General features: G+C 72.6%; 12 protein-coding genes. 11 read left to right on the plus strand and 1 reads right to left on the minus strand.

Translation table 11 applies throughout. The annotated features are described in order from the left end of the window. The 11 genes from AB0M08_RS03525 (at position 1) to AB0M08_RS03575 (ending at position 14286) form a co-directional block, all read left to right on the plus strand. On the plus strand, positions 1-2331 hold the full coding sequence (locus AB0M08_RS03525) for an FAD-dependent oxidoreductase (RefSeq protein ID WP_364487709.1): 2331 nt from the start codon (positions 1-3) through the stop codon (positions 2329-2331). Between the two features lie 13 nt (positions 2332-2344). Then, positions 2345-3496, plus strand: a complete 1152-nt coding sequence (solA, locus tag AB0M08_RS03530; RefSeq protein ID WP_364487712.1) for an N-methyl-L-tryptophan oxidase — start codon at positions 2345-2347, stop codon at positions 3494-3496. Then, a complete protein-coding gene (locus AB0M08_RS03535; protein ID WP_364487715.1) occupies positions 3493-4608 on the plus strand; it encodes an aromatic ring-hydroxylating dioxygenase subunit alpha in 1116 nt (371 codons plus the stop codon). Before solA ends, AB0M08_RS03535 begins: the two co-directional genes overlap by 4 nt. Positions 4609-4709: 101 nt before the next feature. Then, the gene (locus AB0M08_RS03540; RefSeq protein WP_364487718.1) at positions 4710-5456 is read left to right on the plus strand and encodes an L-type lectin-domain containing protein; all 747 of its coding nucleotides are present in this window, start codon (positions 4710-4712) and stop codon (positions 5454-5456) included. A 104-nt stretch (positions 5457-5560) separates the two neighbouring features. After that, positions 5561-6394: a glycosyltransferase family 2 protein gene (locus tag AB0M08_RS03545; protein ID WP_364487721.1), complete on the plus strand. Its 834-nt coding sequence runs from the start codon at positions 5561-5563 to the stop codon at positions 6392-6394. After that, complete coding sequence (locus tag AB0M08_RS03550; RefSeq protein ID WP_364487724.1) at positions 6391-7485, plus strand: glycosyltransferase family 4 protein; 1095 nt, start codon at positions 6391-6393, stop codon at positions 7483-7485. Before AB0M08_RS03545 ends, AB0M08_RS03550 begins: the two co-directional genes overlap by 4 nt. After that, positions 7482-9371, plus strand: a complete 1890-nt coding sequence (locus AB0M08_RS03555; protein ID WP_364487726.1) for a hypothetical protein — start codon at positions 7482-7484, stop codon at positions 9369-9371. The genes AB0M08_RS03550 and AB0M08_RS03555 overlap by 4 nt, the downstream gene beginning before the upstream one ends. Next, the gene (locus tag AB0M08_RS03560) at positions 9368-10387 is read left to right on the plus strand and encodes a hypothetical protein (protein WP_364487729.1); all 1020 of its coding nucleotides are present in this window, start codon (positions 9368-9370) and stop codon (positions 10385-10387) included. Before AB0M08_RS03555 ends, AB0M08_RS03560 begins: the two co-directional genes overlap by 4 nt. Further along, the gene (locus AB0M08_RS03565) at positions 10381-11847 is read left to right on the plus strand and encodes a sugar transporter (protein WP_364487731.1); all 1467 of its coding nucleotides are present in this window, start codon (positions 10381-10383) and stop codon (positions 11845-11847) included. The genes AB0M08_RS03560 and AB0M08_RS03565 overlap by 7 nt, the downstream gene beginning before the upstream one ends. Next, a complete protein-coding gene (locus tag AB0M08_RS03570; RefSeq protein WP_364487734.1) occupies positions 11844-13085 on the plus strand; it encodes a glycosyltransferase family 4 protein in 1242 nt (413 codons plus the stop codon). The genes AB0M08_RS03565 and AB0M08_RS03570 overlap by 4 nt, the downstream gene beginning before the upstream one ends. Beyond that, positions 13060-14286 carry a glycosyltransferase gene (locus AB0M08_RS03575; RefSeq protein ID WP_364487737.1) on the plus strand — a complete coding sequence of 409 codons (1227 nt, stop codon included), beginning with the start codon at positions 13060-13062 and terminating at the stop codon, positions 14284-14286. The genes AB0M08_RS03570 and AB0M08_RS03575 overlap by 26 nt, the downstream gene beginning before the upstream one ends. On the opposite strand, the gene AB0M08_RS03580 is transcribed toward AB0M08_RS03575, so the two are convergent. After that, positions 14226-15848, minus strand: coding sequence for a cellulase family glycosylhydrolase (locus AB0M08_RS03580; RefSeq protein WP_364487740.1), 1623 nt, complete (start codon positions 15846-15848; stop codon positions 14226-14228). The two genes, AB0M08_RS03575 and AB0M08_RS03580, sit on opposite strands and share 61 nt — an antisense overlap. Positions 15849-15859: the final 11 nt, after the last annotated feature.

The following is a 15859-nucleotide window of genomic DNA, read 5'->3' on the forward strand; positions in this document are numbered from 1 at the left end:
ATGCCCGGACCCAGGATCGTCATCATCGGCGCCGGCATCGTCGGTTGTGCCCTCGCCGACGAGCTGACCGAGCGCGGCTGGACCGACGTCACCGTGCTGGAGCGCGGCCCGCTCTTCGTCACCGGCGGGTCGAGCTCGCACGCGCCGGGGCTGGTCTTCCAGACCAACCCGTCGCGGACCATGGCGCGGATGGCGCGGTACACCGTGGAGAAGTACGTCTCGCTGGAGTGCTTCCGGCAGGTCGGCAGCCTGGAGGTGGCGACGACGCCGTCGCGCCTCGCGGAGCTGCACCGGCGGTTCGGGTACGGGCAGTCGTGGGGGATCGGTTCGTCGATGGTCTCCGCCGAGGAGGCCGCGGCGCTCTTCCCCCTGATGGACGAGGAGAAGATCCTCGGTGGGCTGCACGTGCCCACCGACGGTCTCGCGCTAGCGGTTGCCGCCTGCGAAGCTCAGGCTTCGCGGGCGGCCGCCCGCGGCGCGGTCTTCGTCGGTGACTCCCCGGTCGTCTCCGTCGAGCAGCGTGGCGGGCGGGTGACCGGTGTGACCACTCCCGGTCAGTCGTATGAGGCCGATATCGTCGTCAGCTGCGCCGGTTTCTGGGGTCCGAGCGTCGGTGCCCTCGCGGGCGTCACGATCCCGCTGCTGCCGATGGCTCACCAGTATGTGAAGACCACGGCGACGCCGGGTGCCCACGACGGCCTGCCGATTCTCCGGCATCAAGATCAAGACCTTTATTTCCGTACGTACGGTGAAGGTCTGGGTGTCGGCTCCTACCTGCACGACCCGATCCCGGTCGACATCGCCGACCTGCCGGGCGGCGCGCACCCCTCGAAGATGCCGTTCAGTCCCGCGCTCTTCGAGGAGTCCTGGGCGCGCGCCGGCGAGCTGCTCCCCGGGCTGAAAAATACTGAAATAACGGAAAGCTTCGATGGGGTCTTCAGCTTCACCGTCGACGGGAACCCGCTGCTCGGCGAAGCCCGGGAGCTGAAGGGCTTCTGGACCGCCGAGGCGATCTGGGTGACCCACTCGGCCGGCGCCGCGAAGGCCGTCGCCGAGTGGATGGTGGACGGGCGCTCCTCGCTCGACCTGCACGAGTGCGACCTGAACCGGTTCGACGACGCCCAGCTGGCGCCGGCGTACGTGCGGGAGCGCTCGATCCGCAGCTTCGTCGAGGTGTACGACATCCTGCATCCGCTCGATCCGCCCTCGGTCCGCGACGTCCGGGTCAGCCCGTTCCACGCCCGGCAGTCGGAACTCGGCGCGGTCTTCGGTGAGGCGGCCGGGTGGGAGCGCCCGCTCTGGTACGCGTCCAATCCGCCGCCCGCCTCGCCCGTGGAGCGGGACGAGTGGTCCTCGCGCCACTGGTCGCCGATCGCGGAGACCGAGGCACGGATCACCCGCGAGCGGGTCGCGATGTACGACATGACCCCGCTGACCCGGCTGGAGGTCACCGGCCCGGTCGACTTCCTCCAGGGCCTGACCAGCAGCAACATCGACCGGAAGGTCGGCTCGGTGGTCTACACCCTGCTGCTCGACGACGCGGGCGGCATCCGCAGCGACATCACCGTGGCCCGGCTCGCCGAGGACCGCTGGCAGATCGGGGTGAACGGTCCGCTCGACCTGGACTACCTGCTCCGCCAGGCGCCGGCCGGGGTGAGCGTCAGGGACATCACGGGCGGAACCTGCGGGATCGGGCTCTGGGGCCCACTCGCCCGAGAGCTGGTCGCCCCTCTGACGGATATCGACGTCAGCGGTGCCGATTTCCGGTACTTCCAGGCGCGGCAGGGCCACATCGGCACGGTCCCGGTGACCATGATGCGGCTCTCCTACGTCGGCGAGCTGGGCTGGGAGATCTACACCCGCGCCGACTACGGCCTGAAGCTCTGGGACACGCTCTGGGCCGAGGGCCAGAAGCACGGGGTGATCGCGGCCGGTCGCGCCGCCTTCTCCAGCCTGCGCCTGGAGAAGGGCTACCGCGCGTGGGGCACCGACATGACCACCGAGGACAACCCACTCGAAGCGGGCGTCGGGTTCGCCGCGCCGGGCTTCGAGGGTGATCGGAACAAGTCACTGACCTGCCTGGTCCTCTCGGCGGGGACCGACGTGCCGCTCGGCCGTGAGCCGGTCTACGTCGACGGGGAACCGGTGGGCTACGTGACGAGCGCGGCCTTCGGCCACACGATCGGCGCGCCGATCGCCTACGCCTGGCTTCCGGCCGGTCACTCCGTGCCCGGAACCCGGGTGGAAATCGGATACTTCGATCGGCGGCTGCCTGCGACGGTGGAGGCGGAGCCGCTCTTCGATCCGAAGCACGAACGCCTGCGAGGCTGAGTAAGGAGCCGGAATGCCCGCTTACGATGTGATCGTTGTCGGTCTTGGGGGCATGGGTAGTGCCACCGTTCACCATCTAGCGGCCCGCGGCGTACGGGTCCTCGGCCTGGAGAGGTTCGGTCCGGGTCACGACCACGGCGCGAGCCACGGCGGCTCCCGCATCACCCGGCAGTCCTACTTCGAGGGCCCGGAGTACGTGCCGATCCTGCTCCGGGCGTACGAGCTGTACGACCGGCTGGCGGCGGACTCCGGGCAGGACGTGATCACCCTGACCGGCGGGGTGATGGTCGGGCGGCCGGAGACCCGGACCGTCTCCGGAGCCCTGGAGAGCGCCCGGCGCTGGGGCCTGGAGCACGAGCTGCTCGACGCCGCCGAACTGCGCAAGCGGTTCCCGACGATGAACCCGCTCCCCGACGAGGTGGCGCTCTACGAGGCGAAGGCGGGCTTCGTCCGGCCGGAGCGGACCGTGGTCGCGCAGCTGGGCGAGGCCGCCAAGCACGGCGCCGACCTGCACTACGAGGAGCCGATGACCTCGTGGGAGCCGACCGCGGACGGCGGGGTCCGGGTGCGCACCGCGAAGGGGGAGTACACCGCCGGGCAACTGGTGCTCACCCCCGGACCGTGGGCCCCCGAACTCCTCGCCGACCTGGGCGTACCCCTCAAGATCGAGCGGATGGTGCAGCACTGGTTCGCGCCGGTCGGCGGGGTCGGCCCGTTCGAGGCGAGCCGGCACCCGATCTACATCTGGGAGAACGACCACGGGCAGCTCTACGGCTTCCCCTCGATCGACGGGCCGGACGGCGGCGCCAAGATCGCGTTCTTCCGCAAGGGCGGCACCGAGACCACCCCGGACACGCTGGACACCGAGGTCCACGAGGCGGAGATCGCGGCGATCGCCGAGGCGGCCGGACGGGTGCTGCCCGACCTGCCCGGCCGGTACCTGCGCGGCGAGCCGTGCCTCTACAGCAGCACTCCCGACGAGCACTTCGTGATCAGCCGGCACCCCGGGCACGACGCGGTCACCGTGGGCTGCGGCTTCTCCGGTCACGGGTTCAAGTTCGTACCGGTGGTCGGGGAGATCCTGGCCGACCTGGCGACGACCGGCACGACCAAGCACGACATCGGTCTCTTCGACCCCCGGCGTTTCAGAGGAGCGGACTCATGACCTCGTCGTTGATGCCCACCCTTCCCGGCCACTACTACACCGACCCCACCACCTTCGCCGCCGAGCAGGAACTGATCTTCGAGAAGATGTGGTTCTGCGTCGTCCGGGGATCCGACATCGCCGAGCCGGGGCAGTACCGCACGGTCACCGTCGGCCGGGAGAGCGTGATCGTCTCGCGCGGCCGGGACGGCGGGGCGCGGGCCTTCCTCAACGTCTGCGCGCACCGTGGCGCGCAGCTCTGCTCCGAGGAGTCCGGGCAGGTCAAGCGCACCTTCAAGTGCATGTACCACGCCTGGGCGTACGACCTGGACGGCAAACTGGCGGCGGCGCCGAACCTGGTCAAGATGCCGGACGTGGACCGGGTCGAGTACGGCCTGCGCCGGGTCCACGTGCGCGAGTGGCTCGGGTACGTCTGGGTCTGCCTCGCCGACGAGCCGCCGTCGTTCGAGGACGACGTGATGGGCGCGGCCGTGGAGCGCCTCGGCGACCTGGAGTCGATCGACAACTACCGGATGGACGACCTGGTGGTGGGCCGCCGGATCCGGTACGACGTGAAGGCCAACTGGAAGCTGATCATCGAGAACTTCATGGAGTGCTACCACTGCTCGACGATCCACCCCGAGCTGGTGCACGTGCTCCCTGAGTTCGCCGGTGGCTACGCGGCGCAGTACTACGTCGGCCACGGCGCGGAGTTCGGGCCGGACGTCACCGGGTTCACCGTGGACGGCAGCGGCGGCCTGGCCACCATCGAGACGATCAGCCAGGACCAGGACCGGCGGTACTACGCGATCACCATCAAGCCGCAGGTCTTCGTGAACCTGGTGCCGGACCACGTGATCCTGCACCGGATGTTCCCGCTGGCCGCGGACCGGACGATCGTCGAGTGCGACTGGCTGTTCCGCCCGGACGTGATCGAGTCCGGGGTGGACCTGGGGCCGTCGGTGGAGCTGTTCGACCGGGTGAACCGGCAGGACTTCGACGCCTGTGAGGCCTGCCAGCCGGGGATGGCGTCGCGGGCGTACGCGAAAGGCGGTGTTCTGGTTCCGAGCGAACATCACATCGGCGCCTTCCACGAATGGGTACGCGATCGTCTGGCCGGACCTCCTGAGTAAATAAACGGGGTAAATAACCACGACTCGGTCACGCGGCTCCACGGACTGTCCTACGTTAGGCCAGGTCTAAGTCGGTCAAAACGGCTGAAATGGAGCATGTCGTGCGTCTTCGTCGTACGTCCCGAGTGGTGCGAGGCGGTCTGTTCGCCGCCGTACTACTCACCCTGACGGCCTCCGGGCCCGCGTCGGCCACGCCGGTCGCGGGCACCGGAGGCCACCACGACACGTTCGCCGTCAACGGCACGGCGAGCCTCGTCCGGGAGCACGGCACCGGGCGCAAGGTCATCGAGTTGACGAACGGCGGCTTCAAACAGACCGGATCCGCCTGGCGGGTGGAGCCGATCGCGATCGACCGCTCGTTCGAGACCAGCTTCACCGCGTACCTGCACCACGGCCGGCGCGGCGCGGACGGCATCGCGTTCCTCGCACAGGGCTCCGGGATCCGGGCGCTCGGCGGCTGGGGCGGTGGCCTCGGCTACCGCGGCATCCGGCGCAGCGTGGCGATCGAGTTCGACACGTACCAGAACACCACGGACCCGGACAGCAACCACCTCGCCGTGGTGCTCGGCGGTGACCCGGACCGGCACCGGACGGTCGTCCGCTCGTCGATCCCGCTCTTCGGGCGCCCGTGGCGTGCCCGGATCCGGTACGACGCCGCCAACGAGGACCTGCGCGTCTACGTCCGCGCGATGAACGCCGGCGCCCGCGAGCGGCTGATGCTCGAGGAGCGGATCTCGCTGGCCGACGAGATCGAGCTGAACGACGGCTGGATCGGGTTCACCGGCGCCACCGGCGACTACTCCGCGAGCCAGGACGTCTACGACTGGACGGTCCGGACGCCCCGCTGATCGGCACGCCGGTGCCGTGACCACGGTGCCGGCCGATCCCCCTGTCCTTGATTCCCCCGGGCGGGCCCCGCCGCCCCGCCTCGCCTCGCGATCTGGAGACGACTATGCCCACGGTCGACCGTGTGCTCCCCGCCGAGACCGGAACCGAAGAGACCCCCGCCGAGCCCGCCGCCCGGCCCGATCCCGAGCCCACGGTGAGCGTCGTCGTACCCGCCCTGAACGAGGCCCGCAACCTGCCGCACGTGTTCGAGCGGCTGCCCCGGGTGGACGAGGTGGTGCTGGTCGACGGCGGCTCCACCGACGACACCGTGGCGGTGGCCCGCCGGCTGCGCCCGGACATCCGGGTCGTCGTACAGAACCGCCGGGGCAAGGGGAACGCCCTGGCCTGCGGCTTCGCCGAGTGCACCGGCGACATCATCGTGATGATCGACGCCGACGGGTCCACCGACCCGGGTGAGATCGAGAGCTTCGTGGCCACGCTGCGGGCCGGCGCCGACTTCGCCAAGGGGTCCCGCTTCCGCCCCGGCGGCGGCAGCGCGGACATCACCCGCCTGCGCCGGGCCGGCAACCGCTGCCTCAGCCTGCTGGTCAACCTCCTCTTCGGTACGCGCTACAGCGACCTCTGCTACGGCTACAACGCGTTCTGGTCCCGGCACCTCGAGGTCTTCGCCCTGGACAGCACCACGCCCGCGCCGCAGGGGCCGGACGGCCGGCTCTGGGGCGACGGCTTCGAGATCGAGACGCTGCTCAACCTGCGGGCCGCCCGCGCCCGGCTGGAGATCGTCGAGGTGTCCAGCTTCGAGCACTCCCGCATCCACGGGGTGAGCAACCTGAACGCGTTCACCGACGGCATGCGGGTGCTGCGCACCATCGCCCGGGAGTGGCCGCGCGGCCGGCAGGGGCAGCCCCGCCGGCTCGCCGGGCGGTCCGCCCGATGAGGATCGGCGTCGTCTGCAACGGGTACCACCCGGAGATCGGCGGGGTCGAGACACACGTACGGCGCCTGGTCACCGGGCTCGCCGCGACCGGGGACGACGTCGAGGTGCTGACCCAGCACGCCGGGCCGGCCACCGAGGAGTTCATCGACGGCGTGCACGTTCGGCGGTTCCCGCTGACCCTGCCGTTCCGCAACTACCGGGTCTCGCTTCCCCTGACCCGGTGGTTGCGGGCGCACGCCCACGAGTACGACCTGCTGCACGCGCACAGCTATCACGCGCTGGTCTCGCTCGGCGCGGCGATGGCGTACCGGGCGCCGCTGGTGTTCACGCCGCACTACCACGGCACCGGGCACACCCGGCTGCGGGCGGCGCTGCACCCGGTCTACCGGCCGGTCGGGCGGGCCATCATGACCCGGGCGGTCCGGGTCGTCTGCGTCACCGGCGCCGAACGCGACCTGGTGCTGCGCGACTTCCCGGCGGTCGGGCAGCGGGCCGTGGTGATCCCGAACGGCACCGACCCGCGGCCGGTCGTCCCCGGGCACACCGGCGGCGTCCGCGGGATCGTCTGCGTCGGCCGGCTGGAGCACTACAAGCGGGTGGACCGGGTGATCCGGGCGATGGTCCACCTCGGTCCGGGGCACCGGCTCGACGTGGTCGGCGACGGCCCGGCCGCCGCCGCGCTCAAGCAGCTGGCCGGGCGGCTCGGGGTGGCCGGGCGGGTGGTCTTCCACGGGCGGCTCGACGACGCCGCGTTCGCCGGGTGCCTGGCCCGCTCCGTCGCGGCCGTCTCCGCCTCGGAGCACGAGGCGTTCGGGATGGCGGTCGCCGACGCGCTCGCCGCGGGGCTGCCCACCGTGGCCTCCCCGATCCCGGCACACCGGGAGATCGCCGGGCTCGCCGGGACCGCCGCCTGGGTGCGTCTGGCCGACCCGGAGGACGTACCGGAGATGGTGGAGGCGCTGCGGGCGGCCGCGGCCACCGGCCGGGCCGAGCGCCCGGCACCGCTACCCACCTGGCCCGACGTGGTGGCCGCGACCCGCGAGGTCTACGCGAGCGTCGCCGGAGCGCCGGCCGAGGTGCCGGCGCGGTGATCGCGGACACGGTCCCACTGCCGGCGGCCGGGGCGCCGGTCACCGAAGGAGCACGGCGGGCCCCGGCCGTCTGGTGCGCGATCACCCTGACCGCTGCCGGAGCGGCCGGGACCGCCGCGCTGATCCACTCCTACCAGCAGGCCGAGTGGGAGCGCGGCGGGCAGTTCGGCTGGTTCTGGGCCGGGATGCTGGTCTTCACGCTGCCGGCCGCGTGGTGGGCGGTCCGTGCCTCGTCCAGCGCCCGGCTCCGGGTCGGGGTGCTGATCGCGTACGCGCTCTTCACCTACCTGCCGAAGCTGCTGCGCCACCCGGACGGCCCGCTCTACCACGACGAGTACGCCCACTGGGGCCAGAGCCAGGGCATCCTGACCGACGGCCGGCTCTTCCAGCCGAACCCGATCGTCCGGGTGATCGGCGACTACCCCGGCCTGCACGCCACCGTCGCCGCGTTCGGCACGTTGACCGGCCTGACCGTCTGGCAGGCCGCACTGCTGGTGCTGATCCTCGCGCACGTGCTGCTGATGCTCGGCGTGGCCGCGCTCGCCGCCCACTTCTGGAGCGACCCGCGGATCGCCGCCACGGCCGCGCTGATCTACAGCCTGAACAGCTCGTTCCTCTTCTTCGACACCCAGCTCGGGTACGAGTCGCTCGCCATCGCGGTGATGGTCTGGGCGCTGGTCGCCGGGGTCCGCGCGATGGACGCCACCGGTTCGCGCGCCCGGCTGGGCTGGTCGCGGTTGGGCTGGTCGCGGTTGGGCTGGTCGGCGCTGACCGTGCTGCTGGCCGGCGGCACCACGGCCACCCATCACCTCAGCGCGATCTGGCTGACCGGTGTGCTCGGGCTGCTCGCGCTCACCCGCACGGTCCTGGGCGGGCCCGGCCGGATCACCGGGTGGGCGCTGACCGCGGCGTCCGGGCTGGTGGTGACGGTCTGGCTGGGCGTCGTGGCGCCGACCACCGGGCGGTATCTCGACCCGTACCTGGGGCGCGCGCTCGACCAGTTCAGCAACCTGGCTGGCGGTGACGAGGAGGGGCGGGAGCTGTTCAAACAGTCGATCCTGCCGTGGTGGGAGCGGGACGCGGCCTACCTCGCCCCGGTGATCGCGTTCCTGGCCGTCGCCGCGTCCCTGATGCTCTGGTGGCGGCGGCGCGACGCCTTCCCCGCCGCCATGCTGCTCCTGGGCGGGCTCTACTTCCCGGCGACGCTGCTGATCCTGACGCCGTCCGGTGCCGAGGGCGCCCGCCGGTCCTGGGCGTTCAGCTATCTCGGGATCGCGCTCGCCGTCGCGCCGCTGGTGATCGCGCTGATCGACCGCTTCGTGGCCGCCCGCCGGGCCGCCGTCGCGCTCTTCGCGGTCCTGCTGGTCGGCAACACCGCGGCGGGGATGAACCCGTCGTACCGCTTCCCCGGCCCGCCGGTCTTCGGCTCGGACACCCGCGCCGCCACGCCCGAGGTGCTCGCCGCCGCGGCCTGGTTGCGCGAGACCCAGGGGAACCATCTGCGGCTGGTCGCCGACCGCTACTCGGGGCTGATCTTCGGCTCCTACGGGGAGCAGGCGCCGACCACCGGTTCCGTGACCTTCCCGGCGTACGACCTGTACCGCGCCCGGCCGGGCGGCCCGATGCCGCCCGCGCTGCTGGACCAGCTGGACCGCTGGCGCTTCGAGTACCTCGTGGTGGACCGCCGGATGGCCGAGCAGGTCCCGGACATCAACATCTACTTCGAGACGAACGAGCCGCTGCGGCATGACGGCGTACCCGCCTTCGACCGCACCCAGCTGACCAAATTTGATCACCTTCCGTGGCTGATCAAGCTGTACGACGGCCCGCACATCGCCGTCTACCGCTTCGACTTCGCCACCCTCCACTCAGGTATGACCCAGTGAACCGGATCCTCATCCCCCTGGCCGTCGTCTACGGGGCCCTCGGCGCCCTGCTACCCGTCACCGGACGGCTCTGGATCGCGCTCCCGCTCAGCGTGGCCGCGCTCCTCGCCGTCGGCGACCTCTGGCTCGTCGCCCTCCCGCCGCCCGTACCGTCACTCCCCGGGTTGCGTGCCGCTCTCGCCGCGCTCACCGGACTGATGACGTTGCCGCTGGTGGCACTGGCCCTGTACCCGTTCGGCGTGGCGGTCCGCCCGCTTCCGCTCGCCGGCGGCGTCGCGGTCGTCGCCAGCTGCCTCGCCGCCGCCTCGGTGCCGTCCCGGCCTTCCTCCGACTTCTCCGGTACGCCCTTCGTGGTCTCCTCCGCGCCCTTCGTGGTCTCCTCGGTCGCGCCCACGATCGGCGCGGTGGTGCTGCCGGTGATCGTCGCGCTCGGCATCGGCGGGATCGCGGTGCACACCTACGAGCGGCTCCCGCACCCCGCCGAACCGGGCTACGTGACCGTGGCCCTGGGTGATTGGGCCGCCTCCCTGGACCGGCCGCTGACCGTTCCTGCCCAGGGCATCTACATCCCGGTCCGGGTGACCAGCGCCGGTCTCCCGGCGACCCGGGCCCGCCTGCGCCTGTGGGTCGGCGGCGCCGTGGTGGCCACCCGCCCCCTGGACCTGTACGCCGACACCGTCCGCACCCTGACCGTCCGCCTCCCGGCCCTCCCCGCCGACGACGCCCTCCACCCGATCGACATCTCGGTCGGCGCCGCCAGCACCGGCTTCTACGCCCGCTCCACCCCTCCTCCCACCTCCGGCGCCGCCCGCCGTCTCCCGACCACGCCCGACGCCGCCGCCCGCGGTCTCCCGTCCACGCCCGGCGCCGCCGTGCGTGGCGTGTCCGCGCCGGGGCGGGCCGGGCGGGCGGTGGTCCGGGCCGTCGCCGGCCGCCGGGTTTTGGCTGGTGCTCAGGGGTGCCTCGCTCCGCGTCGGGCACCCCTGAGCACCAGCCAGGGCGGGACGCCGTGCTGATCACCCTCTACCGGCGGGTACGGAACGACTCGCTGGCCCGGAACAGCCTGCTGATCATGGCGACCACGGTGGCCAACGGCGGGCTCGGCTACGTGTACTGGATGCTCGCCGCCCGGATGGTCACCCCGGCCCAGGTCGGTACCGCGACCGCGCTGATCTCGGCGGCGACCGCGGTCAGCATGGTCGCCAACCTCGGCGCCGGGCACATGTTCATCCAGCGGCTGCCCAGCGCGGGCGTGCGGCGCTGGTCCCGGGTGGTCGGCGTCGGGCTGCTCGCCGGGTGCGCGGTCACCGCCGCGGTCGCCGCCGCCGGGGCGCTGATCGTTCCGGCGATCGCGGTGAACTTCGGCTTCCTCACCGGGCTCACCGGAACCGCGGCCCTGGTCTGCGCCGCGACGGCGGTCACCGCGACCACGCTGCTCGACTGCGTGTACGTCGCCCACCGCGCGGGTCACGGCATGCTGACCCGGAACCTGCTCCTCGCCGCGGGCAAGATCGCGGGGCTGCTCGCCGTACTCTCGGCCGGAGCGCACTCGGCCGGCGCCGTCGTCCTCTCCTGGACCGTCCCGACGCTGCTGGTCGCCGCCGGCACGATCGTCGCCGGTCTCGGTCGGCTGCGCCCCGGTGCCCGCCTGCGCCTTCGCCTGAGCGGCCTGCGCGCCGAACTGCCGCACCTGCGCGCCGCGCTGACCGGCCACCACCTGATCAACCTGACCCAGGCGGGCCCGGCGGCGGTGCTCCCTGTCCTGGTCACGGCGCGTCTCGGGCCCGGCGCCACCGCGCACTTCTACCTGGCCTGGATGACCGCGTCGATCCTGTTCATGGTCTCGCCGGCGGTGGCGTCCGCCCTCTACGCCGAGCGCACCAACGACTCCCGGGTCGGGCTGCCCCGCGCGGCGGCGGTCGTGCTCGTGATGGTCGGCGCACCGGCGACGCTGCTGCTGGCCGGCGGCGACACGCTCCTCGGCCTGTTCAGCGCCGGGTACGCCACCGGCGCCGGCCCGCTGCTGCGCATCCTGGTGCTGGCCGCCGTCCCGGACGCGGTCACCAACCTGGCGGTGGCCCACTGGCGTTCGCGGGGCGAGTTCGCGCGCTGCCGCCGCCTCAACGCGGTCCGCGCCGCCACCTGTCTCTCGCTGACCTGGCTGCTGCTCCCGGCCCTCGGCGTCACCGGCGCGGGCGTGGCCTGGCTGATCGGCCAGTCCGCCGGCGCCCTCCTGGTCCTGGCGTCGGCCGTGACCTCCCGCCGCCGTCCCGGCACGCTTCGCCGCCGCCCGTTCTGCGGCTTCGCCGACGCCCGCCCACCCGGCGACGTCTCGCCGGGCAGCGTCCCACCCACCGGAGTCTCGCCCGCTGCTCTCCTGGCTGGCGCTGGTGGGTGTGTCGGGCGGTCGGAGGCACCCCGGAGTGCCGGCCAGGAGCTGACGGGTGACGTACCCCAGAGGGAGGGGCGGGCGTGAAAGTACTGCATCTGGCGAATCTGTACGCGCCGGTGATCGGGGGACTGGAGCGGAGCGTCGCGACCAGCAGCGAGGAGCTGGTGCGGCGGGGGCACGACGTCACCGTGCTGACGCTGGCCACGCCGGAGGCCCGGGGGGACGAGACGATCAACGGGGTCCGGGTGCTCCGGGTCACGAGCGTGGCGAACACGCTGCTTCCCCGGATCAACCGGGATCCGGGGAAGCCGTTCCACCCGACCGCGCCGGATCCGCTGACCACCGTGGCGATCGCGCGGGTGCTGCGGCGGGAGCGGTTCGACCTGGTGCACAGCCACGACTGGCTGATGTACAGCTACCTGCCGCTGCACGGGACCCCGCTGGGGCTGCCGCACGTGCACACGGCACACGACTTCGGGCTGACGTGCGTCCGCAAGACCTTCTCGCGCCATGGCCGGGAGTGCTCCGGACCGGCGCTGACCCGGTGCATGAGCTGTGCCTCGCACCAGTACGGCGGCCCCCGCTCGATCGCGCTCACCGCCACGCTCCGGGCACACCGGCACCGCGGCATCGACAGCCTCACCGCGATCTCCTCGTCGGTCGCGGCCGCCCTCCGCCAGGCCCGGCTCCCCGGCGACCTGCCCGTCCGGGTGCTCTCCAGCCTGGTCCCGGACGGCCTGGACGTGCTGGCCCGGGAGACCCCGCGACCGGAGTGGCTGCCGGACGGCGCGTACCTGCTCTTCGTCGGGCAGCTCGGGCCGCACAAGGGGATCCACGTGCTCTTCGAGGCGTACGAGAGGCTCGTCGCGGACTGGCCGGGCCCGGACCCGGCGCCCACCCTGGTCTGTCTGGGTACCCGGCGGCACGACACGCCCCCGGTGCCGCCCGGCGTGCTGATCCGCCACGACGTGCCGCACGCCGAGGTGATGGCCGCCTGGCGCAGCGCCGCCGTGGGGGTGGTCCCGTCGATGATGGAGGGGATGGGCCAGGTCGCGGTCGAGGCGATGCTGGCCGGTACCCCGCTGGTCGCCTCGGCGGCGGGTGGCCTCACCGACGTGGTCGAGGACGGGGTGACCGGGCTGCTGGTGCCGCCCGGCAACGTGATGATCCTGCACGCCGCCCTGCTCAAGGTGCTCACCGACCGGCTCCTGGCCGCCCGGCTGCGCGCCGCCGGATACCAGCGCGGACTGGACTTCACCGCGACCCGTGTCGTACCCCAGATCGAGGAGGTCTACCGTGCCTGCGTCGGCACCGCGCCCTGACATCCCGGAGACCGGTGACCCCCGGATCCTCGTGGTCGGCTCCGGTTGGCGGTTCCTCTCCGGGATCAGTTACTACACCTGCCGGCTGAGCAACGCGCTCGCCGGCCGGTACGACGTCGGCGTGATCCTGATGCGCCGGTTGCTCCCGGCCCGGCTCTACCCGGGGCGGGACCGGGTCGGCCACCGGCTCAGCGATCTCGGCTACGACCCGCGGGTACGCGTCTTCGACGGCGTCGACTGGTGGGGCGTGCCGAGCCTGGCCCGGGCGATCGGGTTCCTGCGCGAGTACCGGCCCGACGTGCTGGTGCTGCAGTGGTGGACCGGCGCGGTGCTGCACTCGTACCTGGTGCTGGTCCTGGCCGCGCGGCGGCTCGGCATCCGGGTGATCGTCGAGTTCCACGAGGTGCAGGACACCGGGGAGCTGCGGCACCGGTGGGCGGCGGGGTACGTGCGCTCGGCGATCCGCCCGCTGCTGAGCCGGACCGACGGGGTGATCGTGCACTCGGACTTCGACCGGCGGGCGGTACGGGAGAGCTACCGCCTGGACGGGGTGCCCGACGAGATCGCGCTGCACGGGCCGTTCGACCACCACCTCCCGGAGACGGCCGAGCCGGCGGACGCGGACAGCCCGGTCCGGCTGCTCTTCTTCGGCACGATCCGGCCGTACAAGGGGCTGGAGGACCTGGTCGAGGCGTTCGAGCTGCTCGGACCGGAGTACCACCTGACCGTGGTGGGCGAGACCTGGGAGGGCTGGACGCTCCCGGTCCGGATGATCGCCGAGTCGCCGTGCCGGGACCGGATCACCCTGGTCAACCGGTACGTGACGGATGCCGAGGTGAACGTGTACTTCGGGGCGGCGGACGTGGTGGTGCTGCCGTACCGGCGCAGCTCGGCGAGTGGGCCGCTGCACATCGCGATGAGCCACGGCCTGCCGGTGGTGGTGACCGCGGTCGGCGGGCTGGTCGAGGCGGCCGAGGCGTACACCGGAACGGTCCTCGTGCCGCCGGCGGCGCCGGGCGCGCTGGCCGACGGCATCGAGCGTGCCGCCGGCCTGACCGGCCGGCGGCACGCGGATCCGTCCTCCTGGGAGCGGACGGTCGACGCCTACGCGAGGCTGCTGAAGCGGATCGGGGAGCGGGATCAGGAGAGCGCGACGTCGTCGAACCAGACGGTCCCGCGGTTGTCGCCCGACTTGAGGTGAAGCTGGACGCTGGTCGCCCCGGCCGGTGCGGTCGCGTCGACGGTCAGCCGGGTCCAGCCGCTGTTACCGCCCGGCAGCTGCTTCGACGAGGTCTGGCCGAGCCACCGGTCGTTGATGTCGAACCAGCTCAGCGCGATCTCGTTGGTGCCGGTGACGCCCCGGCCCCGGGCCCACGCCTCGGCGTGCACCGGCGAGCCCTCCTCGACCGGCGCGATCGGCGCGACCCGGATCGAGGGGATGGCCGAGGCGGTACGCCCGGTGCGGCTGAACCGCGCCGACCAGGTGCCGGAGTGCGCCTCGTCGGAGGCCCGGACCGCCGCGCCGTCGGAGGCGAGGAAGGGACGCCACGGCGAGTTGCCCGCGGTCGCCTCGAAGCTCAGGTCGAGCAGGTCGGTGCCGAGCACGCCGCCGGTGAACGCGGTCTTCACCACGGTCGCCGCCGGCTTCGCCGAGCCGTCCGGGCGGAACAGGCCGAACTTGTACTGCGCCGGGAGCTTGGAGACCTGCGCGTTGGCCGGGATGGCGCCGTTGGCGAAGTCGTTCAGCGTCCACGGCGCCACCGAGCCGACCCCGGCGACCCGGGCGGCCTGGAAGACGCGGGCCAGGAACGCGGCCTGCTCGCCCTCGCTGTTGGTCGCGGTGCTCAGCCCGGTCTCGCCGATGACCAGCGGGTACGAGCCGGCCGCGTCCTGCGCCCGCTCGATCTCCGCGAGGGCCCGCTCGGAGTTGCCGTAGAAGTGGTAGTCCAGGTAGTCGAGCGGGGCGGCGGCGAGCGCGGTGCGGATCTGGGCCAGCGCGGGCGAGCCGCCGCTACCGGAGACCGAGAGCGTCAGCGGCATGGTGGGTGCGGTGGCGCGTACCGAGGGGATGAGCCGGCGCACCCAGGAGACCGCGGCCGGGTCACCGGGCTCGAACTCGTTCTTGAGCTCCACGGCGATCACCCGGCGGTCGTTCGCGTACGGCGCCAGGATGGCCGAGGCCCACGCGGCGCTGCCCGCGGCGTCGGAGTAGCCGGACCACCAGTCGAAGAGGGTGAACTTGACGGTCAGCCCCTGCGAGTCCGCGATGCTGACGAACTTGCGCAGCCGTTCGGTGTACTCCGCCCGGGGCTGCGGGAACCCGAAGGACTGCGGGAAGACGATCACCCGGACGTTGTCGGCGCCGAGCGCGGCGGCCCGGGTCAGGTCGGCCTCGATCTTGACCGGGTCGAAGTTGGTCCACATCGCCGACCAGCCGGCCGTCGACGGGTAGTAGTTGATCGTCTTCGCGACCTTGACCGCGGCCAGGCGGCTCGCCCGGGTCGGCGCCGCGGTGTCCGTCAGTACGGTCGCCCTGGCGGGGACCGTGGCCGGGGCCTTGACCGGCGCCTTCGCCTTGACCGGTGCCTTCGCCTTGGTCTTCGCCTTCCCGGACGGCTTGGCCGCCTTGGCCGCCTTGGCCGGGGCGGCCGCCTTGTGTGGGTGGTCCGGCTTGTGGGCGGCGGACGCCTCGGTGGCCGGGGCGAGGACGGCGAGCACGAGCGAAGAGGCCAGGATGGCAGCGCGGCGGCGGGAGCGAGTCACGAGGAGCCCTT

It is taken from the genome of Actinoplanes sp. NPDC051851 (genome assembly GCF_040681165.1).
Classification (GTDB): Bacteria; Actinomycetota; Actinomycetes; order Mycobacteriales; family Micromonosporaceae; genus Actinoplanes.